Origin of the sequence: Bacteroides sp. MSK.20.82, assembly GCF_019052485.1 — a bacterium.
Lineage (GTDB): Bacteria > Bacteroidota > Bacteroidia > Bacteroidales > Bacteroidaceae > Bacteroides > Bacteroides thetaiotaomicron.
Window position 1 is genome coordinate 34,110 of the sequence record NZ_JAHQUN010000020.1, and the last position, 22,778, is coordinate 56,887.

At 44.5% G+C, this 22,778-nt stretch carries 11 protein-coding genes; 5 read left to right on the plus strand and 6 right to left on the minus strand.

Annotation, left to right across the window (positions count from 1 at the left end; translation table 11 throughout):
- Positions 1–349 precede the first annotated feature (349 nt).
- The 6 genes from KTR07_RS16290 to KTR07_RS16315 form a co-directional block, all read right to left on the minus strand.
- Positions 350–3,790 carry a bifunctional proline dehydrogenase/L-glutamate gamma-semialdehyde dehydrogenase gene (locus KTR07_RS16290; RefSeq protein WP_048696927.1) on the minus strand — a complete coding sequence of 1,147 codons (3,441 nt, stop codon included), beginning with the start codon at positions 3,788–3,790 and terminating at the stop codon, positions 350–352.
- 325 nt (positions 3,791–4,115) lie between these two features.
- Positions 4,116–7,517 carry a PA14 domain-containing protein gene (locus KTR07_RS16295; RefSeq protein ID WP_011108640.1) on the minus strand — a complete coding sequence of 1,134 codons (3,402 nt, stop codon included), beginning with the start codon at positions 7,515–7,517 and terminating at the stop codon, positions 4,116–4,118.
- A gap of 253 nt (positions 7,518–7,770) precedes the next feature.
- On the minus strand, positions 7,771–8,913 hold the full coding sequence (araJ, locus tag KTR07_RS16300; RefSeq protein ID WP_011108639.1) for an MFS transporter AraJ: 1,143 nt from the start codon (positions 8,911–8,913) through the stop codon (positions 7,771–7,773).
- A gap of 314 nt (positions 8,914–9,227) precedes the next feature.
- Positions 9,228–10,637 (minus strand): S9 family peptidase, encoded by a 1,410-nt coding sequence (locus tag KTR07_RS16305; RefSeq protein ID WP_048696934.1) that lies wholly within the window; start codon positions 10,635–10,637, stop codon positions 9,228–9,230.
- A gap of 23 nt (positions 10,638–10,660) precedes the next feature.
- Positions 10,661–13,042, minus strand: coding sequence for a hypothetical protein (locus KTR07_RS16310; protein ID WP_113748015.1), 2,382 nt, complete (start codon positions 13,040–13,042; stop codon positions 10,661–10,663).
- Positions 13,039–14,064: a hypothetical protein gene (locus KTR07_RS16315; RefSeq protein WP_008767375.1), complete on the minus strand. Its 1,026-nt coding sequence runs from the start codon at positions 14,062–14,064 to the stop codon at positions 13,039–13,041. The genes KTR07_RS16310 and KTR07_RS16315 overlap by 4 nt, the downstream gene beginning before the upstream one ends.
- Before the next feature lie 385 nt (positions 14,065–14,449).
- Between KTR07_RS16315 and KTR07_RS16320 the strand changes: the two genes are divergently transcribed.
- From KTR07_RS16320 to KTR07_RS16340, 5 genes are all read left to right on the plus strand, one after another.
- Positions 14,450–15,976: a sulfatase-like hydrolase/transferase gene (locus tag KTR07_RS16320; protein WP_008767373.1), complete on the plus strand. Its 1,527-nt coding sequence runs from the start codon at positions 14,450–14,452 to the stop codon at positions 15,974–15,976.
- Between the two features lie 191 nt (positions 15,977–16,167).
- Complete coding sequence (locus KTR07_RS16325; protein WP_008767372.1) at positions 16,168–17,157, plus strand: glycoside hydrolase family 43 protein; 990 nt, start codon at positions 16,168–16,170, stop codon at positions 17,155–17,157.
- 131 nt (positions 17,158–17,288) lie between these two features.
- Positions 17,289–18,803, plus strand: coding sequence for an arylsulfatase (locus KTR07_RS16330; protein WP_225011800.1), 1,515 nt, complete (start codon positions 17,289–17,291; stop codon positions 18,801–18,803).
- 9 nt (positions 18,804–18,812) lie between these two features.
- Positions 18,813–20,465 (plus strand): arylsulfatase, encoded by a 1,653-nt coding sequence (locus KTR07_RS16335; RefSeq protein ID WP_008767370.1) that lies wholly within the window; start codon positions 18,813–18,815, stop codon positions 20,463–20,465.
- A gap of 35 nt (positions 20,466–20,500) precedes the next feature.
- Positions 20,501–22,771: a BACON domain-containing protein gene (locus KTR07_RS16340; RefSeq protein WP_008767369.1), complete on the plus strand. Its 2,271-nt coding sequence runs from the start codon at positions 20,501–20,503 to the stop codon at positions 22,769–22,771.
- Positions 22,772–22,778 lie beyond the last annotated feature (7 nt).

The window sequence follows — 22,778 nt, forward strand, 5'->3', positions numbered from 1 at the left end:
GTTGGATAAGGTTAGCTGACATATCAGCTATTAATGTTCTGTAGGTTGGATATATATATTCTGCGTGTCAAGTAACGACTCCTTTGCATAATCTTCCAATAAAACGGAAATGATATGCAAATAGTCTGCATATTGATACATCCTATTCTTTCTCTGAGAGCTGACTGGCGTTCTTTTCAAAATGTATCTGTCAGCAGAAACGGCAATATGGTGCCATTAATACTTTGAATTGATTTTATTCTGTCACTATGATAATTTCATCTTTAGTGAGTTCTTAAAAAATCCCCTTATTCTCTGGCTTTACTTTCTATTTGAGAGTAATTAAGAATAAGGGGGATTTCAGTATTCGTTATTCGCAAGGCGGTACTTCCGAAATACTGCCATACCGGTGATACTCAAAGGCGATGCTTTGCTCCTTGATATAGTGTATCAGCTCGATGCGCCCTTGCTTCACAGGCGGTGCTGTCGCAATGTATTTATTGGTTTCCGCTGCCCGTTCGTACATGACATCGGGTATATCCGGCGAACAGGTACGTACTCTTTCATATTCGGGCAATTCTTTCAGGAAGTCCTCTAATGATTCTTTCCGGAGTGTGCAGCCGAGTCCGGCAAGTCTGCTGCTACGATCATCTGTCGGGCCAAAACTGATGGTGAGCGGAGTTCTGCATATACGGGCGGCGTGTGCAATCATCGTCGCTTCTTCGTCTGTATCTTTCGGGAAGAGGCGTAGAATCATGTTCTTCAAAGGCAGATAGCGGAAGAGGTTTTGTTCTCCATATAGCCGGTTGACGTCTCTCGGTTTTGAGAACTCTTCCTGATAGGCTTTGGCATAACTCTGTCGGTAGTCGGTCCGGCTGTCCGGTTTGTCGGTGATTTCGAGGAAACAGGTACAGTAGTTGGGGCCACCTGCTTTGATACCACCACCGAAGGCGGATAGTTTCATTCCTCCGAATGGTTGCCGGTTGACGATGGCTCCGGTAATTCCCCGGTTGATATACAGGTTTCCTGCCATTACGGAGTTCTTCCACAGCTTCTGCTCCTTTTCATCCAGACTTTGCAGGCCGGAGGTCAATCCGTAATCCAACCCGTTCACCAGCCTGATTCCTTCTTCAAGGTTCTCGATACAGGCCACGCTCAGCAGGGGACCGAACAATTCGGTGCGGAATGAGAAACTTTCCGGTTTTACTCCCCATTTGACAGTTGGTGCAAGGATGTACTCTCTGCGGTCGATGAAACGCGGGGGAACCAGCCATGACTCACCCGGTTCGAGGTTGAAGGCTTGCAGTAACTTATCGTTCTTGTTGGTAATCATCGGACCGACGATATTTCCGGCATTCCACACACTGCCGGTTTTCAGGCTTGTCGCCGCATCTTTCAGCTTGCTACGGAAGTTTTCGTCTTCGTATACGGAACGTTCGACTAACAACAGCGAACAGGCGGAACACTTCTGTCCGGCATTGCCGAAGGCAGAAGTGACGATGTTCATGATGGCGTGGTCACGGTCGCCCGACGCTGTGAGGATAATAACGTTTTTACCTCCCGTTTCTGCCGATAACGGAGTGGTCGGATTGGCTTTTGCGATATTCTGTGCGGTGTCCGTTCCTCCTGTCAGAATGATATGTTTGATGGCGGGGGCGGTAGTCAGTACTTTCAGTGCTTCCCGGCGGGTGATGATGACTTGCAGCGCTTCCTTCGGCACACCGGCATCCCAGAATGCCTTGGCAAACATCCACGCAACAGGGGCGGCTACGGTGGCAGGTTTCAGTATAACGGTATTTCCTCCCGCCAGTCCGGCTACTATGCCGCCCACAGGGATGGCACAGGGGAAGTTCCACGGGGAGATGACCAGTATGGTGCCTTTCGGTTTCATTTCTACGTCATCCAGCGCGGCAAACTTCTTCATCGCTGTCGTATAGAAACGGGCATAGTCTACCGCTTCCGATACTTCTACATCACCTTCAATGACGGTTTTACCCGTCACGGCACACATACAGCCTATCAGATCGCCCCGCATATCGGCGAGCCGGTTGGCTGCTTCGTACATGATCCGGTGGCGTTCTTCGAGTGTGGTCTTTCTCCATCCGGCAGGGTCTGCCTCTGCAATTTCGATGATTTTCTCCACTTGTGCGCTGTCCGCCTGCGACATTTCACAGATACAGACTTCATCGTCCTGACAACGGTCTGTATATGGGTAGCGGCTTTCGCATACCACCGTTTCCGCACCTATTTGCAGCGGAATGATTTCCGGCTGTTCCGTTCCGTCTTTCTTCCATTTGGAGAAGATAGAACGCACCCATTCCTGATTCTGTGGCAGGTCGAAGTCCGTGTCCGGTTCATTCTTCAGGACGTCTGCCGGTGGGACGGGCGTGTAAGGAAGATTGCGATTCTGTGTGCGTGGGGACACATGACTCAGTTGATCTTTCATGGCGTAGGCATCTTCGAACTGCTTAGCCAGGAAATCCCACTCTTTTGTGTTCGGTCTCAGATTGAAAGAGTGAGTCAGGAAGTTATCAGGTGCCGTATTCTCATCCATCCGGCGGACGAGATATGAGACGGCATTCAGAAAATGTTCGTTTTTCACTACGGGAGTATAAAGAATCACCCGGTTGCCGAGCATGGATTGGGCTCTCCATAGGTGGTTCGCCATCCCTTCCAGCATTTCGAAGGTCATGTATTCGGCTGTACCATATTTCTGAGCCAGCAGATAGGCGTAGGCGATGGAGAACAGGTTATGGGAAGCTACTCCAAGATGCAATACCCTTGCGTTTTCGGGCATCAGTGCCCGTTCCAGCAGATGCAGGTAGTTGGCGTCTACTTCTTCTTTGGAAGGGCGGATCGGATTGGGCCAGCCTCTCAGCGAAGAGATGACGGTTTCCATTTCCAGGTTGCAGCCTTTCACCAGACGCATCTTGATCGGAGCACCGCCTTCTGCCACACGTGCTTTGGCAAATTCGATCAGTTCGGTCTGAAAGTCGTATGCGTCCGGCAGATATGCCTGAACGACGATTCCGGCGGAATAGTTCTTGAACTGCGGCAGGCTGAGCACTGTCTTGAAGAGGCGTAATGTGAAATGGGTATCTTTGTACTCCTCCATATCCAGATTGATAAACTTGGATCGTCTGACTCCTTCTTCGTCCGTATAGGGGAAATCAATCGCTTTCTGATAAAGCGCGGACATTCGCGAAATGAGTTCCGGAAAACTTTCTTCATAATTCAAGGCGTGTGTCTGCGCATAGATTCCCGATATTTTCACTGATATGTAGTTGATGTCGGGTGATTCGAGCGCTTTCAGATAATGGTGGTAACGATGGTCGGCTTCTCCGTTGCCGAGCACCACTTCGCCCAGCAGGTTGACGTTCTGCCCGATTTTCTCCTTTGCACGGATGGCCAGATGCTTCGTGAGTTGCGGACGCGCTTCGTTGATGATGACCTGCGAGGTGTTCATGCGCAGGCGCTTCTTGATGATGGGGATGGCGATAAAGTCGAAATGATGGCCGAATGCCTGATACATTTTGAACAGGAAGCTGTCCCGCTTGTTCAGAAATTCGGGAACGCCGTATTGGTCGAGAAGGGTTTTGATACGTTTGGCAAGTATCCTTCGGTCACGGATTTGCGAAGATTCATCCAGCATCTTCACGAGGAATTTCTTGTCCTGCGGACGTTGTACCATGACAGCGTATTTATGCTGTTCGCGGCGTTCGGCTTCTGTGATGGTTTGTTCACAGGTATTGTACAGTTTGAGTACCCAATCCTGTACTTCGGTAAGGGTCGGTTGATATTGTTTGTCCATACTAATCTGATCTATGTAGATTATGGAAATTAAGAAAATAAGAATCTCAAATGCAATTTACATAGGGTGGCAGGTGGGACTGAACATAACAGCACGGTAGCGATGCAGGGTTTGCAACGCTTGCTGCGAGAAGCGGTCGAACAGATACTGTTGTGTCATATTCGTCGTTTTTTAAAGTGATTAGGTACAAAAGGCTCACACTTCTCGCAAATATAAAAATATCTTGTTGATTTTCAAGCAAAAGGAGAGAAAATATTCTCTCCTTTCAGAATTATTTTTTCTTGCAATAACTACCCGATTGCTTTATAGCTATTACTGATTCGCATTATCTATCCTTACTTAAAAGAATAAAGTTGCAAAACAACTTGCGGGCTACATCAGCCGCAGCCGCAGGATTATTCAGGTTATCAACCAAATCTAAGGTTGAATAATAGATTTTCCCTTTTCCGCAAGAGATGATTCCGACAGCAGAGCCAAGATTAAACGGAGCACTGCCGTATGAGCCTGCCACTAATTCTTCATTATCTATATGTAGCCCTAAACGCCGGTCGCCGTTACGCACCAGGGCTTGATAAGGCCATCCCATTGCTACATTGACCGGAAGACCGTTGAAAAGAGGATGTTCTTTCACGAAATGAACGCCGCCTACCCAGTTCTTTCCTACGGAATAATAGCCATGATAAGCCGAACCTGTATATGCGCTCACAGCATCCATCCATGACTCGGCCGATTTTAACAAGAGCAATGAAGTACCGTCTTCCTTTACGCGATCCAATAACTCTTGGGGAGCAATCGCCGCATGGTCCGGAAGAGACCAGACTAATTGTACGCTTCCCGTGGGATTGCGTTGACTGTATTCCACACGGACAGCGACCTCATCACCTGCTTTCAACAAGAAAGGGCGAACGACGGTCAATTCTTTATTATTTCTCCATTCATCAACAATACGCTGTCCGTTGACGGAAAGACGCATTCCCTGATCGGAAGTAACCCCAATCATATAGGTGCCGGACTGAGGGGCTTTTAATTTCCCATCCCAGATAGCTGAAAAAGATTGGTTGGCAGGAAGCAAGGGGTCCGGTTGGGCACCGTCTGCGAAAGTACGGTCTATCTTGTTGTCTTGGGTCACCCCCGCCAATGTACGTAAGTCATCGTCTTTATAAAGAGAGAGTTCCAAAACCGATTTGCCTTCTTTCTGACAAAATGCTTCAACAGGAACAGGCTGCGGCGCATCCAGGGATGAACGTGTCACTACAATCCAGTCCAGTTTCTCTATATCCGAATGGAAAGCAGGAAGCTCGCATCCGGTTGCTTTCTGGTAAAAGGTAGCAACAGGATCATCGGGAGTACCATATAAAGCACCTTTTCCTTTCAATTGCTTCTTATCCCAGTAAATGCCAAGTACTTCATCTTTCCCTTCGGCGCACAGGTGTCCCGACGCATTCCGTAATTGCGCCTTGACTTGATATAAACCGGAAACTCCTTCTATTTCCAACTGGCAGTGCTCCAATAATAGCTGTCCGAAACAGTCTCCTCCGGTAATGTGCACCTCTTTTTCGATGTGTTTTCCTTCCTTCCCGTCGGGTGTGCAGACAAATACTGATAAACGGTATTTTCCGGAAAGATTTTTTTCATTAACGATGTAGAAATCGACCGGTACTTTTCCCGGCAGGTGTACAAACTGTGTGCGGGGAGAGACCGCTACATAGAGCGGTTGGGTATAGTAAGTAAAGGTGGAAGGATTTCCTTTGCAGTTCCGGTAGATGTCTACAATGCCGGAATGGTTGTCATACGGCATCGCTTCCCAGCCGTTCACTGCATAAACGTCTCCTGTATTCTGCATACGCATTCCTTGAATGCGCCGTCCTTGATGGTCGAAAGAGACATCTCCCATGGCGCGTGTCAGCGAGTCAATGGAGCCGAAGTAAGGTGCCAGGTTCTTCTCATGGAAAAACTGCTGAAATGCCTCATATTGATTCTTCCAGAATAATCCGTCCCACCCCTTGATTCCGGTCTGTTCTATTTCTTTGGCAATTTCGGCAATGCGGGGAGGAGTTGAAAGAGCACCTTCTTCGCCCCGTATATAGATTTCGGTCCGGTTGTCCGTATACATCAGATTGTCTTTCGGACCTCTATAGTAATCTTCCTCCCAAGTGGCAGGCCCTGCGGCGCGATGATTGTCGAACCATCCCTTCCGGTGCAGTACCGAATCGAAAGGTAACAGATTTGCCTTGGCATCCTCTTCCGAATGTTCGGCAGAAGCCCATCCGGAAGTAAAAGTCATCACCCGGCTCGGATCAATGGCATGCGCCTTTTTCATGTCTTCCATACGCAGGGCAGTCAGTTCTTTATCTCTGGCACGAGGACCTCCCCATTCATTTATCAGATTATAAATGACGAGACTTGGATGACTTCTGTCCCGCAAGATCATTCGTTGCAGTTTGGTATTGACTATGGTCCGGATGAAGGGATCGTGTCCTGCGGAGTGAAAAGCTCCCGGCTCTTCCAGATATAGCAGTCCCAGTTCATCTGCTTTTTCGAGCACTACCGGTGAACCGATGGAACGATGGAAATTCAGCATATTCAGTCCTAAAGCCTTGGCTGTAAGTATCTGTTTTTCGGCCATTTCCGGAGTGGCATACAAGCCGCCCACAGGCCAATATCCCCAACTGATGGCGGTAAGCAGCATCACCCGCTGCCCGTTCAGTCTCAACTGGGCATCTTTTCCAATCCCTGTCGGTTCAAACCAGCGGAAACCGAAAGTCCGGGAATCTGCATCCCATATTCTTTTAGCCGATTTGAGTTCGACCCGGCAAACGTACAGATGCGGGGAATCCAGATTCCAGAGTTTCGCATTCGGGCAGTTCAGGTCCATGGTTATCGTATTTTCTCCCTTTTGCAAGATAACGTTCTTCAAATCCCTGCGAGCTATAATTCTCGATGGGTTTTCCTTTTCTGCAACTGTGAACATGAGCTGCCCCTTTTCTGTATTCATCAGGGTATTGTTCACTGTCAGAATCGCTTTCACTTTGGTATATTCCGGTTGGTTCTGCATATAGATGTCTGATATGAACAAAGGAGAGACTGCATCCAGACGTACCCGCCCTATGATTCCTCCGAATGACCTTCCGGGCGGTATCTGATAGCTGCCCCAATTCATCTCCGTGAAGTCCTGCCAATGGAAATTACCTCCCGGATGTGTCACCCGCACTGCCAGAAGTTGCTCTTCACCGGGTTTCACCGCTTCTGTAATATCCACGTCAAAGGGGGATTCTCCAATCATATCATATCCCACCAGCTTCCTGTCCAGATAAATCTCGGCACGCATACGGACCGATTCAAAATGAATCAGCACCCGTCTGCCTTTCAGTGTTGCCGGGAGTTTGATAGTTCTAAACCACCAGCTGACTCCTGCTCCATCGTCCGGACTTGGGCGACTGGAAACTGTACAATATTCCTCCACGGTTCCCGGCACCTGCACGGCTGTGGCATTGGCCGGATTCAGTTGTTCCCAGCCTCCTGTCGGAACATTCACAGGAAGGAGTGACAAATCCGTAGCATCTTCCGGCAGAAACAGTTTATCGTTTTTCCATTCCGCCTGCTTGTCCTGCCATAAATGCCATTCTCCACCATCCAGAGAAAGAGTGTATCTTCCCGCTGTTTTATCGTCCTGTTTTGCATCTACCGACACACTTGTCCATCCACATAGTATGCACAAGTATAACATCCAACTTTTTTTTAAAGCATTCATTGTTTTTCATCTGTTTATTGAGAAAGTACGTCAGATGCAAAATTATAGGGGAGGCATTAATAAAATAGTGTGATGGCGATTAATACAGAGTTAATTTGCAATTAAAACCCATTAATCTGCGTTTGGCGGCAGAAAAGTATGTTTTGTTTGGGGTATTACGGTATTACTTGGGGTGATTTATTTTTCTTTGGATTAAGTTATTTACCAGTGGCTTGCTTTGACTCAAAGTTTAGTATTTGGCTTGATACTTCTTATAAAAGATCAGGAAAAGGATGAAGCCGATCAATGCGAACGGAACACCCGTCAGGGCGGGATAACGGTAGCCGCCGCTGATTGCCAGTCCTCCTGCATAAGCTCCGATGGCATTTCCCAGATTGAACGCTACCTGTACACAGGCAGCTCCGAGCATTTCGCCTCCTTTGGCTACACGGATAATCAATATCTGTTCCGGACTGGATACGGCAAACAGTCCTGCGGTGCAGAGGCACATCAATAGCGCAGCCGCCCATTTGTAGGGAGAAAGGAAGAAGATAAGCAATAGCATCAGGCAGATCAGTGCTTGTGCGGCAGTTCCTACCTTTCCGGGAGTGTAGCGGTCGGAGAGCCGCCCGCTGATCAGATTTCCCATGACCATACCGAATCCGGCAAGAATCATCAGCGGGGTGATACTTTCGGCAGAGAAACCGGAGATATGAGTGAGCATTGGATTGATATAGCTATACCAGCAGAATACGCCGCCATTACCTAATGCCGTAGCACCCAGAATGAGCCAGGGAGCCGGAGTTTTGAGAAAGCGGAACTGTCCTTTGAAACCGGTATCTTTCAGCCCTTCTACCTGAGGAACCCAACGCCAGATGTAATACAGAATGACGATTCCCCAAAGACCTACCAGCAGGAAGGTAGCCCGCCACGAAAGCATGGTGCTTAAAGAAGTTCCCAGCGGTACGCCGAACAGGTTGGCGATGGTCATTCCGGCTATCATGATGGAGACAGCTTCTGAACTCTTGCCTTTATCGGCGAGCCTTTCCGCGACGATAGAACCGACCCCGAAATAGGCTCCGTGAGGAAGTCCGGAGATGAAGCGGGAGATAAGCAGCATCCAGTAGTTAGGTGATAATGCCGCACAGATATTACCTACCATAATCAGCGTGACTAATACCAGCAATATATGTTTTAGTGGATATTTACGTGCTAATGTCAATACAGGGGCGCCGACACAAACGCCTAGTGCGTAGGCGGAAATGAAATGTCCGGCAGCAGGGATGCTAATCTTTAAATCTCTGGCTACATCGGGCAGTATACCCATCATTACAAACTCGGCGATACCCAATCCGAGGGTACCGAATGCCAATGCAATAAGACTCTTCTTCATACGAAACTCAACCTGATACCTGTTACTTTTTACCTTCTTTATTTAGCGTATTTTTACGGGGTGCAAAGGTAAAACAAAATCTCTCAGAATGAGTTCGTCATGAACGATTTTGATTTAAATCAATTTGCACAATGTCTGTGTATGTTTAAAGTAATAGGTTTGATGTGGCATTGTGCTTTATAGTTAGTTGCCTTTCTTTCCAATCCTTTCCAATCCTTTCCAATTCTTGCAAATTCTTCAAACATTTGCAAGAATTGGAAAAAAAAGAATGTGATATTAAGAAATACTGCCCCCAAAGTATATCATTAGTAAACTTATTGCTGCTTCTTTATCCACTCAGTCATGTCTTTCAAGACTTCCGGATTTATCGTCTCTTCCAGTTGTCCGTATTCGGCTAAAGTTCCTTTCTCACAAGTCTGAAACAAGTGGTTTAGATTTGGATAGGCTTTGATTGTTACATTCTTGTTTCCGTTCTCGCTGATGTGCTGCTTGATAGCAGTCAGATTCATATCGGCATCTACTTGAATGTCTTTTTCTCCGTTTAATGCGAGGACCGGACACTTTATTTTTTTCAGACTTGCAGTCGGATCGTATCTCATAAAGTGGAGATACCACGGCGAGGTCATGGAGTTTATTTGGGCAGATAGTTGTTGTACGGTATTCAGGTTTTTCAACTGTTCGGCAGACATGGTTCTGGTAACATCAGCGTACACCTCTTTTCTGATTTCATCCGACGACTTGGCCGTTTGCTGTAATAAAGAGTATCTGTGGCGAACGGATGGTTTCATTGTCTGCCACACCGGATCGGGCATCCCTTGCGACTTGGAAATCAATTCCACTTGTTTAAGCATCAAGCTGTCACCTCGCACGGCAGCTCCTGCCAATGATATGATAAATGAGATGTTGGGGTCTTTGGCGGCAATATCAAATGCGATTGTTCCACCGCAGCTATGTCCGATAATGCCGATTTTCCGGGTATTAATTTCTTTTCTGCTGCGTAGATAGTTCAGCGCTGCTTCCGTATCTTTTGCAAAATCTTCATTGGTAGCACTTGCATAATCTCCTTGTGAAGCAGCTGTGCCACGGTCATCGCATCTTAGTACGGCAATTCCGTTACGTGTCAGATAATCGGCGATAACAAGAAAAGGTTTATGCCCCATGATTTCTTCATCTCTGTTTTGAGCACCACTTCCTGTAACCAATACTACAGCCGGAAATTTACTCCCTTTCTCCGGAAGGGTTAATGTGCCTGCCAGAGTGATTCCGTCCTGCGTATTCTTTACGCTGACTTCCTCGACCTTATAAGGAAAAGGTGGCTGAGGCTCCTGCGGGCGTTTAGGTCCGCTAAACTCTCCTTTCGTCAGATTCAATGGGAGGGGCATTCCTTGTGTGAATGTGCCGGTAATGGTTTGGTCCGCATTCAGTTTCCCTTTATAAGAGGCATGGATAATCGGTATCTGAACAGTCAGTGTAGAGTCTTGAAAAGAAGTTGTTTCTGTTTTTATATCTTTGGTTCCCTGATCGGGGCTGTCAAGAGTTGCCACATAAGTTCCCTGTTCCGTATGCTTGATATGGAATACAATGGTTAACGAGCCGGCAGGAAGGGAGAGTTTACCATGCCAAGTGCCCGAAATGTCTTGTGCAAGCAAGGAAGAAGATAATGTCAGTCCTGTCAGTAACATAGCGACAGCTGCAATCTTAGTTTTAAATGTTGTTGTTCTCATATTATAAATAATGGTTGGGAGAATTAGAATTCATTCTTTACGTAGTAGTCAAAATATTTGCATTCGTGCACAGCTTGCTTGAAGAACTGCGTGTCGGAATAGGATTTTGCCAGTTGGTAGAAATAGCTGTCCACCTTCTTTTCTTCATCCGACCGTTTAAAATCAGGGTCGAGGATGTTGTTCCAGTTATCCCACCAGTTTTGGGCATAAAGGTCCATTGTACAGGAGGATGCCATAAACAATGCGCGTGCTTTCCATTCACGATCGGTAAAGTAAGTGGCAGCCTGTTCGTAGAGGGCAAGGGCGTTCTCCATGTTGTTGATAGTCATGTATTCTTGGGTGAAGTCCCTGTAATTGTACTCTTTGCTGTAATCGGGAATACGGTTTGAAACTGCCGAGCCGTATGATCCATACGCAGACCAACAGTAGGAATTATCTCTGAAGTACGTGGGAATATTCCTGTAGTAACCGGTAGGGGATATGTTATAATAATAGTTGGCCAGCATATAGGCAGCTCGTGCGCTTTCTTCCGTCATCATCTGGCTTTCTTTTTCCAGTTGCATCAGGGCAGCGGTCAATGTAGCCTTATCGTGTTCTTGGTTCAGGTAGGGATACTGTTCGTACATCGTATCTGTCAGCTGCGAATCGGCAGGTACACTAAACAGTCTCTTGAATCCATTACTGAATATCAATGGGGAGATTTTTGAATAGCCGTTGAACTCGTTCGGCAGGATTTCTACAGGAATATATTTCTCTGTTTCATAATCGTAATCATAGTGAGTGATACTGTAAGATGGCGGAACTTTGGCAAACCATTTCGCAGCTTCTTCAAAGTTATTCATGCGCAGGAAGTAAGTTCCTTCCAATTCGTAAAGCTGGGTTAACAGTGCTTGGTCATTTTCTTTCTCAGCATTACTCATGAGTGAGTTGATAATATTCGGATCCGGATTCTGGCGTAAGTCCTCTATACGGTTGTGAGTAAGGAATGCTTTGCCGTAGTCCTTCTGCATCTTATAGAGATGACCGACAATTTCGTTGATGAAATCTTCATCGGCATTACTCGTTTGCAGGTATTGGCGGATCGTTTTTTCTTCGTCTGTACCGATAAACTTCAGTTGTGCCAGATAGAGGCTGAATTGTGTACGGCTTTTTTGTTTCAGCAATTCGGGTTTCGTGGTTCGGACGGAGTCGATGAGTGCGGCTGCTTGTTGGTAGTCTTTGCAGAGGAACGACAGGTGTGCCAGGTAGAGAGCCCAAAAGTCTTTGTCGCTCACTTTGGGGTGATTCATCACTGCTTTGATAACCTTCTGTCCGCGTTCATACTCTGCAAGTACTTTTCCGGAAGGCTGCATGAATGAGCTTGTGTCATCTGTGGCATTCGAATGATTGTAGCGGGTCAGCACATTCCTTTCCATCTTGTTGATATAACGGATGGCGAGCAGCTTGATATAGGGGGATTCGGGATATATTTCGAGAATATTTTCCACCTCTTCCAGTTCGTTGGAGAAGGTATTATACCCTCGGAGCGCGTACATGGCCGCTTTCTCCCGATTGTCTTTACACCAGGTCATCGCTTCGTTCCAGTCTACTTCGCTTTGGATTCTGAAACTGGAATAGGCTATTTTCTTTCTGTTGTCCGAATGGTCGAACACACGGGAGTAGAGGTAGTTGGCATTTGCCAGTTTGCCTATGTTGTAGAGGGCGCCGGCTGTTTGTTCAAGGGCGGCGTAGTAGATATAATGTTCCTGTTTGAGAGGTTTCACGTATAGGTTATACATTCGGATGGCTTCATTGTTCTTGTTGCGCATATAGTGCGCCAAGCGTACGAGCTGGTAGCCGTATCTTAATTTTAGTTCATGATATGGGCAGTGCTGGTAGAGTTCCAGCCCTTTGTTTTTGTAGTGGGCGTACGTCTCTTCCGAAGGGGAGGCGGCACGTTTCATGTCCCACCAGCCATCGTTTTCTGATAGTTGCGCGTAGGGTTCCAGTTCCTTTGCATATTGTAGGTAAGTGAGGGTCTGCTTTCCTGCGTCTGTCTTGTTCAGGGCGATGACGTATGGGGAAGAAGGTTGCTTTAACGACTGGTAAGAAGCGGAATAGAGCAATGTTTTGAACTGTGCTGTATCCATCTCTTGCAGGGTGTTGTTTTTCTTGAAGAATGTCATCCACGCATTCAGGTTCTCGTCGGGCTGCTGTTCGGCGTCCGGATTCGTGTCTTCTCCATAGAATGCGTAGTCTGTGGTCAGGAGGAAAGGTTGCAGACCTTTGTTCTCTAAAAGAAGTTGGTCGAAAAGATTATAGTAGTTCATATAATCGTAGTAATCGCCTCCGCATCCGTTGACGTAGGAGTGGAAGGGAATCACCGCTATGGCGAGTGTGAGGATAGAACGTTTCAGGTATTTCATGAGAAAGCGTTTATGATGTTAGTTAATTGTTGTGTGGAATATTGTTTGAGAATCTCTTTGTCCAGATGGTAGAAGATGATTTCCCTGTTCTCTTTTCGTAGTTTCCTTTGTAGGAGTTGGGCCGCTTCGAGCAAGGTTTCCGGGCTGACCTCTTCTACTTTGAGTTCGTAGTCTTTGTTCACCCATACTCCGCCCAGATAGTGCGATTGGAGTATGTTGTAGACACCTTCTTTCGTTTGTTTATAATATTCGGGATGTGCGCCGATAGTAGCTTGGCGGATTCCGTTAATCAGTTTAATCTGTCCGAACGGATTTCTCACTATTCCCCAACTGTAGAGCGGCAGGGCGATGTCCAGATGCAGCGGATAGGAGCCGACGTCTTTGATATATGAAGCAGCGTCTTTATTGTTTAATATGGTGTTTTTGTTTTCGAAGTCCGTAGGTTCCGATGAAGCGTAATACATCAGCGTTCCCTTGTCCACAGGAGGTATTCCGGTTTTGTCCTTGAACTTGATTTGATGAAGGCGGATGGTGCAACTTACCAGGGCTCCTTTCCTTAGTTTCCGGATGTGTTTCAGGAAGTTGAAGTAGTTTTCTTTTGTCTTTACCGTCCAGTCGCAGTCGAACTGATATTCATTTGGGAGCTTGTTGAAATGCGAACGGTAAACGGTATCTATCCGGTCGGCGCAATTGCGGGCAAGCTTTTCTATATCTGCGGCAGGACATTGCAGGATGGTTTGGTTGGTGATAAATATAACGGGGACTACCTCTTGCTGAAAGTCGGGATTGCCGGAAGAAGGCGAATAGTCTGCCGTAGGGAATGCCCCATTTCCTTTATTGTCTACATCGAACATACGGGCATATATCTTTTGGACTCCGAGTGTATTCAGATAAGCAGTATCCGCGTCTTCTGCACTCAATTTGCTTTTCCAGACATAAAATGCGGGAGTATTCGTATGTCTATCGATGCATCCGGACAGGCAAATGAGTAAAACAGCTAGTTGTAGTAGTCGAATCTGCATATGTTATGAAGTATCCCGGATCATTAAGTTATATTCCGACAGAAAAAGACAATAAGGATACAGAGGACAAAGTTATGAAAAAAAGATGCTTTTACAATTGAAACGCAAAAGTAAAAGTGAATAAAATTACTAACTTAGAACAATAACCAGCAAAGGATGGTGGTTGTAAAACAGTCACCCTCCAATTTTTTAATTTGGTCTTTGATATATGGGGTACTTCAAATAGCGTAAGGGAGTTAAATTGGGGTGATGTGAAGTTAGGTTTGTATATTAAGATAGTGCATTTATAGATATGGATGGACATTACTCCCTATTATTAAACATATGTTCTATTTAAATAAATAAGCACTGACTAAATTTGCATCATTATAAACTATATAATATTATGAAAAAAATAATCTATCTTGTTCCTGCGTTATCTTTAGCAGGTTGCACTTCACAGCAGGTAGAAGAAAAGCCGAATGTGATTGTCATTCTTGCTGATGATCTGGGGTTCGGTGATGTCAGTGCTTATGGTTCAACTACTATTCATACACCGAATATTGACAGTCTTGCCCGTGGGGGAGTTTGTTTCACAAATGGATATGCTACTTCGGCTACTTCTACCCCCAGTCGTTATGCCCTAATGACCGGAATGTATCCATGGAAGAATAAAGATGCAAAAATCCTTCCGGGTGATGCTCCTCTTATTATCAACGAGAGCCAATACACTTTACCAAAGATGATGCGAGAGTGTGGTTATGTGACCGGAGCTATCGGAAAATGGCATTTGGGCATGGGAAATGGAAATGTCAATTGGAATGAGACAGTCAAGCCGGGAGCAAAAGAGATTGGCTTTGATTACTCTTGTCTGATTGCGGCAACAAATGACCGCGTTCCGACTGTTTATGTAGAAAATGGGGATGTGGTAGGTCGTGATCCGTCAGATCCTATTGAGGTGAGTTATGAACAGAACTTTGAGGGGGAGCCGACTGCTATATCCAATCCCGAAATGCTGAAAATGCAATGGGCGCACGGACATAATAATTCGATTGTAAATGGAATACCCCGTATCGGTTATATGAAAGGTGGGAAGAAAGCCCGTTGGAAAGACGAAGATATGGCTGATTATTTTGTAGACAAGGTAAAGAACTTTATTACTGAACACAGAGACTCTTCATTCTTTCTTTATTATGGTTTGCATGAACCTCATGTGCCACGCGCGCCTCATCAACGTTTTGTTGGGAAAACGACTATGGGACCTCGTGGAGATGCAATTGTGGAAGCAGACTGGTGTGTGGGTGAATTACTAACTTATTTGAAGAAAGAAGGACTTCTGGAAAAGACTCTGATTATTTTTTCAAGTGACAATGGTCCGGTTTTGAATGATGGATATAAAGATGGTGCTCCCGAACTGGCTGGCAAGCACGCTCCTGCCGGAGGATTACGTGGTGGTAAATATAGTTTGTTCGATGGAGGTACACATATTCCTTTATTCGTTTATTGGAAAGGAAAGATTCAGCCTGTAAAATCGGATGCACTAGTCTGCCAGATGGACTTGTTGGCGTCTTTAGGAAGCATGGTGGGAGCCACTCTGCCGGATGGACTGGATAGTCGCAACTATTTAAATGCATTCATGGGAACAGAACTGAAAGCTCGTGAAAATTTGATTATTGAAGCTCAAGGCAGACTGGGTTACCGCAGTGGTGACTGGATTATGATGCCACCTTATAAAGGTTCGCAAAGAAACCTGACCGGAAATGAATTGGGGAACTTGGATGAATTCAGTCTGTTTGATGTAAAATCAGACAAGGGACAGAAATCTAATGTAGCTGGCAGACATCCGGAACTGCTTGAGCGGTTAAAGCAGGAATTTTTTGTGCAAACAGATGGATTTTATCGTAGTGAGGTGGAAGAAGAACCATTAAAATAAGCCCGATAACCCCTTCTGGAAAGCATTTGATTGATTAGGTATTAGATTGTTTTGCAGGAATTGGTGTAGAAGGATAGTTTCTGAACATGTGTGCTCATAATAAAACATATTTTCTATCGTCTACACCTTTTTTCTTTTACTTTTGCTGCATCACAATCATACATAAATAACGTTTAACTTTTTAGAATCATATGAAAACACTCATCCAATTTTTATTGGCGACATTCACCATTTTAGCTTGTGTATGTTGCAAGACTGCAAAAGAAGAAAAAACAGACGATAAATTGAATGAAATTACCTTTGCAGATCCGACTATATTTGTAGAAAATGGCAAGTATTATCTCACAGGTACGCGCAATAGAGAACCTAATGGATTTGCTATATTCGAATCTACAGATTTGAAGGAATGGAAGACTGCTAATGGAGATACTCTTCAGTTGATACTACGCAAGGGAGATTCCGCTTATGGTGAAAGAGGATTCTGGGCTCCGCAATTATTTAAGGAAGGAAATAGGTATTATCTGACATATACGGCTAATGAACATACTGCACTGGCATCCTCCAACTCTGTATATGGTCCATTCAGACAAGACTCCATACGTCCTATTGACGAGACGGCCAAAAATATCGATTCATTTTTATTCAAAGATTCAGATGGAAAGTACTACTTGTATCATGTACGTTTCAACAAAGGAAATTATCTGTGGGTAGCTGAATTTGACTTGCAGAAAGGCTGTATTAAGCCCGAAACTCTGAAAAAGTGTTTCGATAATACGGAGGCATGGGAAAGAACGCCTAATTATAAATCGGCACCAGTAATGGAAGGTCCTACTGTTGTCAAACTCGATGATTTATATTATTTGTTCTATTCTGCCAATCATTTCAAGAATATAGATTATGCTGTGGGATATGCTACGTCTACGTCTCCTTACGGTCCGTGGAAGAAGCATGCAAACAATCCTATTATTCACCGAAGCATCGTCCACGAAAACGGCTCCGGACATGGGGATTTGTTTAAAGGTTTGGACGGAAGATATTACTATGTATATCATGTTCATCATTCAGATTCAATTGTGCAGCCGCGTAAGACACGCATTGTTCCGTTAATCTTAAAAAAGGAAAATGACGTATATAGTATAACGATTGATAAAGAAAATGTTATCAAGCCAATGTGGAAATAATAGAAGTATATAAAACAATATGTATTATGATGGATGGTAATTTTATATCTCGAAAAAGAATAGGAGGCATAGTTGCTTTATCCTTTTTACAGTTTGGAAATCTCTCGGGACAAGAGCGTCCGAACATAGTTATGATATTGGCAGATGATATGGGTTATTCCGATATCGGATGTTATGGTAGCGAGATAGAAACCCCGCATATTGATAGTTTGGCGTTACAGGGAATCCGGCTGACTCAATTTTATAATACTTCTCGTTCCTGCCCAACCCGGGCAAGTCTTATGACTGGTTTGTATCAACATCAAGCTGGGATAGGATGGATGTCAGAAGATCCTTTTAAAAATGTCGATAAAGATCCGAAAGACTGGGGTGTTGCTGAATATAGGGGGGCTTTGAACCGTAATTGTGTGACTATTGCCGAAGTTCTTAAAAGTTCAGGTTACCATACCTATATGACGGGCAAATGGCATTTAGGGATGCATGGCATGGAAAAATGGCCTTTGCAGCGTGGTTTTGAACGTTTTTATGGTATATTGGCAGGGGCTTGCAGTTATCTGAGGCCAGAAGGTGAAAGAGGATTGGTCCTAGACAACGAAAAGTTACCTGCACCCGAGGCACCTTATTATACTACCGATGCGTTTACAGACTATGCCGTTAATTTTATAAATGAACAAAAAGATAATACTCCCTTTTTCTTATATTTAGCATATAATGCTCCGCATTGGCCTTTACAAGCTAAAGAAGCAGATATAGAGAAATATTATGAACTGTATCGTACGAAAGGCTGGGACCAGATTCGTAAAGAACGCCATAAACGTATGGCCGATTTAGGAATAATCGACTCAGAGATCGGTTTTGCTGAATGGGAGAATCGTCAGTGGGAAGAGCTCTCTGAAGCAGAAAAAGATCATACAGCTTATAGAATGGCTGTTTATGCTGCACAAGTGCATTGTATGGATTATAACATAGGAAAACTGATTGAGAGCCTGAAAAAGAGTGGAAAGTTGGATAATACTTTGATCTTTTTCATGTCTGATAACGGGGCATGTGCCGAACCGCATAATGAACTTGGTGGTGGCAAGCAAAAAGATATCAATAATCCGGCGGTAAGCGGCCATCCTTCGTATGGCAAAGCTTGGGCTCAGACCTCAAATACTCCATTCAGAAAGTACAAACAACGTGCATACGAAGGGGGAATATCTACTCCGTTGATAATTACATGGAAAAATCGTTTGAAAGGTTTTGAAAATACATGGTGCCACGTTCCCGGATATCTTCCGGATATCATGCCGACCATACTGAATGTAACTGGTGCCACATATCCTTCTACCTTTCACAATGGTAATAAGATACATCCTTTAGTGGGCACTGATCTTATGCCGGCTATAAAAGGAAAAGTTTCTTCCATTCATGAATATATGTATTGGGAACATCAGGGTAATAGAGCTGTCCGTTGGAAAAACTGGAAAGCGGTATGGGATCAGGAAGGAAAAGTTTGGGAATTATATGATATCGGGAAAGACCGCGTGGAGGCTTGTGATTTGTCAGCCGTTCATCCGGATATCCTTAAACAGTTATCGGACAAATGGGCCGTATGGGCAGCTGAGACAAAAGTTTTAATTCCATTTCCTAATAATAAAAAATAATATATAGCCATGAAAAGAATAGATTATACTTTTATGTTGACCCTTGGTGCGTCAATAGGTGCTTGTCCTGTATTGGCCCAGCAGAATGTATCAAAACCTAATATTGTCCTTATATTATTGGATGATGTCGGATATTCCGATTTCGGATGTTATGGTTCGGAAATAAATACTCCTAATATAGATCGGCTTGCTGAAAATGGTATTAGACTACGTCATTTTTATAACCAGGCTCGGAGTGCGCCAACCAGGGCTTCGTTGATTACTGGTTTATATCCTCATCAAGTTGGGAATGGTGCTTTAGGGAAAGTTCCGGGTTATCCGGCATATCAGGGATATCCAAATGAGAATAATGTTTTCTTGCCTGAAGCATTGAAAACAGCTGGATATTTTAATGTCATGACAGGTAAATGGCATTTAGGATATTTTCAAGGTGTTACTCCAATAAGCAGAGGATTTGACCGTTCACTGAACGCTCCGTTTGGCGGCTATTATTTTTCTTCTGACAAATCATTGAAGAAGAATAAAAAAGAAAGAACCAACCAACGAAATCTTTATTTGAATGATGAAGAAATTGGATTCGATGATGATCGTTTACCTGAAAATTGGTATTCTACTCATTTGTGGACAGATTTTGGATTAAAGTTTATTGATGAAGCTATTGAAGAAAAACAGCCCTTCTTTTGGTATCTGGCACATAATGCTGCACATTTTCCCTTGCAGGCTCCTGTAGAAACCATCAATAAATATAAGGGAAAATATATGAAGGGATGGGAAGATGTGCGTAATGCACGATTCAAAAAGCAATTAGAATTAGGGTTATTCGAGCGTCCTGACCAGTTAACACCTCGTAATCCCAAGGTTCCGGAATGGGATTCACTGACTCAGGAAGAAAAGGAGCGCTATGACATGCAGATGGCTATTTATGCAGCTGTTATTGAGGAAGTAGATCGGAGTATCGGGCGTGTGGTAGAACATTTAAAAGAAAAAGGTGTGCTGGATAATACCCTGATTATCCTCCTTTCGGACAATGGTGGAAATGGAGAACCGGGCATAGAAGGACGCTTTGCTGGAAAGAATCCCGGTTCAGCGGGGAGTACAGTTTTTCTGGGTGCTGCCTGGGCAGACGTTGCTAATGCACCATTCTTCTTGTACAAACATCACGGTCATGAAGGAGGTTGCAACACACCGTTTATTGTTTCCTATCCGAATGGAATTGATAAAAGTCTGAACGGCACTATTCAAAAAGACAATTACGGACATATAGTAGATATCATGCCTACTTTGGTGAAACTTACAGGCGCTACTTATCCCTCTTCGCGTGGCGGCCATAAAGTACCTCCAATGGAAGGTATATCCTTACTGCCTTTATTAAAGGGAGAACTGGTAAAGCAAACCAAACCGACCATTGTGGAACACGAAGGCAACAAAATGCTGCGTGACGGAGAATGGAAAATAGTGCAGGAATATAAAGAGCCGAAATGGAGGCTATACAACTTGAAGAATGATCCTACTGAAATGCGGAATCTCGCAGATAGGGAGCCTGAAATACTGAACCGAATGATTCATGATTACCAAAAAATGGCAGATCATATCGGAGTAGAAAGTGAGATCGAATTCAAGGTTGGCAAATGGTATACTCCTGTAGAAGAATATCTCAAATAAGAAGTATCGGAATTATAATCTTTAATTTATAACATATGAAAAATAAGTATCGTAAACTAGCCGTCATCATGCTGACTGCTGTATGTTTCGCGGGGTGTCAACAAGAAGATATTGTATATCCCGAACCGGATGCAAAGGTCGCTGAAACTTATTTGACCTTAAACGAGCTCACTCAGTCCCCTCTACAAGTACCGGGACCAGAGGGAACCTATATATTGAAAGTGATATCTGATGATAAATGGACGTTAAGTAGTTCACAAGCATGGTGCAGCGTATCAGAAACAGAAGGGTTCAAATATTCCCAAGTGCCTGTTTCGTATTCTGAGAATCCATGGAATGAACCTCGTACGGCAGAACTGACTTTTCTTATCAATGAATCGCAGGAGATAAAGATAGTAACTGTGGAGCAAGAAGCCAGCGAAACTTCTTTGGCTGCGGACTCTAAAGAACTGCAATATAACATTGGAGGAGGTGAAAAGGATATTACTCTACAAACCAATGCGGTAGAATGGAATGTCGAAGTAGTGGATGAACCGACCCATACTCCGGTTAAATGGTGTACAGTAACTCCTGTTACAGGAAAAGGAACAGCCACTTTGAAAGTCACTACCGAGAGTAATACGACAGAAGTGGTACGTAAAGCCAGTTTGGTTTTTACAGCTGCCGACAAGAGTCTGAGTATTCCTGTCATTCAGGCCGACAAACTGGAAGCTCCTGTCATTACTTTGGATGATCACAACGATTTCCTGCTTTCATGGAATGAAATTACCGGTGTGGACGGCTATAAGCTGAAAGTCATTGCAGACCAGAACGAAAACACAATCGATATTCCTTCGGGAACGGCATCTTACAATCTGGATGTTATTGACTGGAAAGGATATGTAGGAATGGTTTCTATTCAGTTATTCTCTTACGCAAACATTGGCGGAGGAACTGTAGCTCAGATGGGAAGTGAAATTATAGAGGCACACAATCTGTTTGACGAGACCAGTGGAGACGGAGAAAAAGGATCTGAATATATTATCACGAAGCCCCGTCATTTGAGGAACGTCAGCAAGTATCTTGATAAGAACTACAAACAGACTGTAGATATTGACCTTACAGGCATAGATATGGCACCTATCAGTACAGAACTGGTCAATAACACTTATAACGGTAATTTCACCGGAGTATACGAAGCAACTAAGGGAGATATTATCGATACCGGTACAGGACGTTCTTCCGAACAATATAAGATAAAGAACTGGACGCTGAATAAAAGTTCCAATACTAATTGCGGTTTGTTCGCTTCTATCGGTGCAGAAGGTATCGTACGTAATGTATGTATCGAGAATGTTGTTATCAAGGCCAAAGCCAAAGTTGGTGCGATTGCCGGTAACTGTTCTGGTAAAATTATCTCTTGCCACACAACAGGTAATGAGGGAAGCATCAGTACGGCTGCAACTACGGATGCTGAAATCTATCTCGGAGGAATTGTCGGTTATCTCACCGAGAAAGGCGAAGTTTCCTATTGCTCTAATACAGCGGCTATTGAAGGGACAGCCGGTTGTGTCGGTGGGGTTGTAGGAATCATAATGCGTGATGCTAACAATGCTCCTGCCGTTGCATATTGTACCAATAAAGCGAATGTAGTTTGCAGCAGCAAATCACCGGTTGGAGGTGTGGTCGGTTCAATAGCGGGAGCAGCAGGAAATGACCTGATCAAAGTGACTGGTTGTGCAAATTCAGGAGAAATTTCTGGAACTCAGGCTAACAATCAAGTAGGAGGAATTGTCGGTCGTGCAACTATTGATACCGAAATATCCCAGTCTTACAATACTGGTTCTATCACTGCGATGGGCTCGGCAAGTGGTATCATCGCACGTATGGGTGGAACCAATGCTATAGTCAGAGATTGCTACAATACAGGTGCGATAAAGAGCACAGGTACAGCTACCAATGGCAACAGCAATGCCGCAGGAATTGTAGCGACATGTACTATAGCAGCAGGAGGTGGCATGACAATCGAAAACTGTCATAACGTAGGAGACATGACAACTGCGAACGGGGCTTCTTTCGGAAACGGACTGTTCCATCGTACTGATGGCAAGATTTCTCAAATAACAATGAAAAGCTGTTTCTCTTTGAACGAAGACGGAAAGTCACAGAGTAGCGGAAGTGACTCATACATATCAGGTGGTTCTTCCAGTTATAAGAACCTGTCTGCAAGTGAAATGAAGAACACATCTTCATTCACAAACTGGAATTTCAGTACGGTTTGGGAAATGGGAAGTGAATACCCGACATTACAGGGCTTATTAAAATAAGGTTTAA

What these genes read in the sequence shown, in the direction of transcription:
- KTR07_RS16290 (WP_048696927.1), bottom strand. Translation starts at nt 3,790, where the DNA reads ATGGACAAACAATATCAACCGACCCTTACCGAAGTACAGGATTGGGTA.
- KTR07_RS16295 (WP_011108640.1), bottom strand. Translation starts at nt 7,517, where the DNA reads ATGTTATACTTGTGCATACTATGTGGATGGACAAGTGTGTCGGTAGAT.
- araJ (WP_011108639.1), bottom strand. Translation starts at nt 8,913, where the DNA reads ATGAAGAAGAGTCTTATTGCATTGGCATTCGGTACCCTCGGATTGGGT.
- KTR07_RS16305 (WP_048696934.1), bottom strand. Translation starts at nt 10,637, where the DNA reads ATGAGAACAACAACATTTAAAACTAAGATTGCAGCTGTCGCTATGTTA.
- KTR07_RS16310 (WP_113748015.1), bottom strand. Translation starts at nt 13,042, where the DNA reads ATGAAATACCTGAAACGTTCTATCCTCACACTCGCCATAGCGGTGATT.
- KTR07_RS16315 (WP_008767375.1), bottom strand. Translation starts at nt 14,064, where the DNA reads ATGCAGATTCGACTACTACAACTAGCTGTTTTACTCATTTGCCTGTCC.
- KTR07_RS16320 (WP_008767373.1), top strand. Translation starts at nt 14,450, where the DNA reads ATGAAAAAAATAATCTATCTTGTTCCTGCGTTATCTTTAGCAGGTTGC.
- KTR07_RS16325 (WP_008767372.1), top strand. Translation starts at nt 16,168, where the DNA reads ATGAAAACACTCATCCAATTTTTATTGGCGACATTCACCATTTTAGCT.
- KTR07_RS16330 (WP_225011800.1), top strand. Translation starts at nt 17,289, where the DNA reads ATGATATTGGCAGATGATATGGGTTATTCCGATATCGGATGTTATGGT.
- KTR07_RS16335 (WP_008767370.1), top strand. Translation starts at nt 18,813, where the DNA reads ATGAAAAGAATAGATTATACTTTTATGTTGACCCTTGGTGCGTCAATA.
- KTR07_RS16340 (WP_008767369.1), top strand. Translation starts at nt 20,501, where the DNA reads ATGAAAAATAAGTATCGTAAACTAGCCGTCATCATGCTGACTGCTGTA.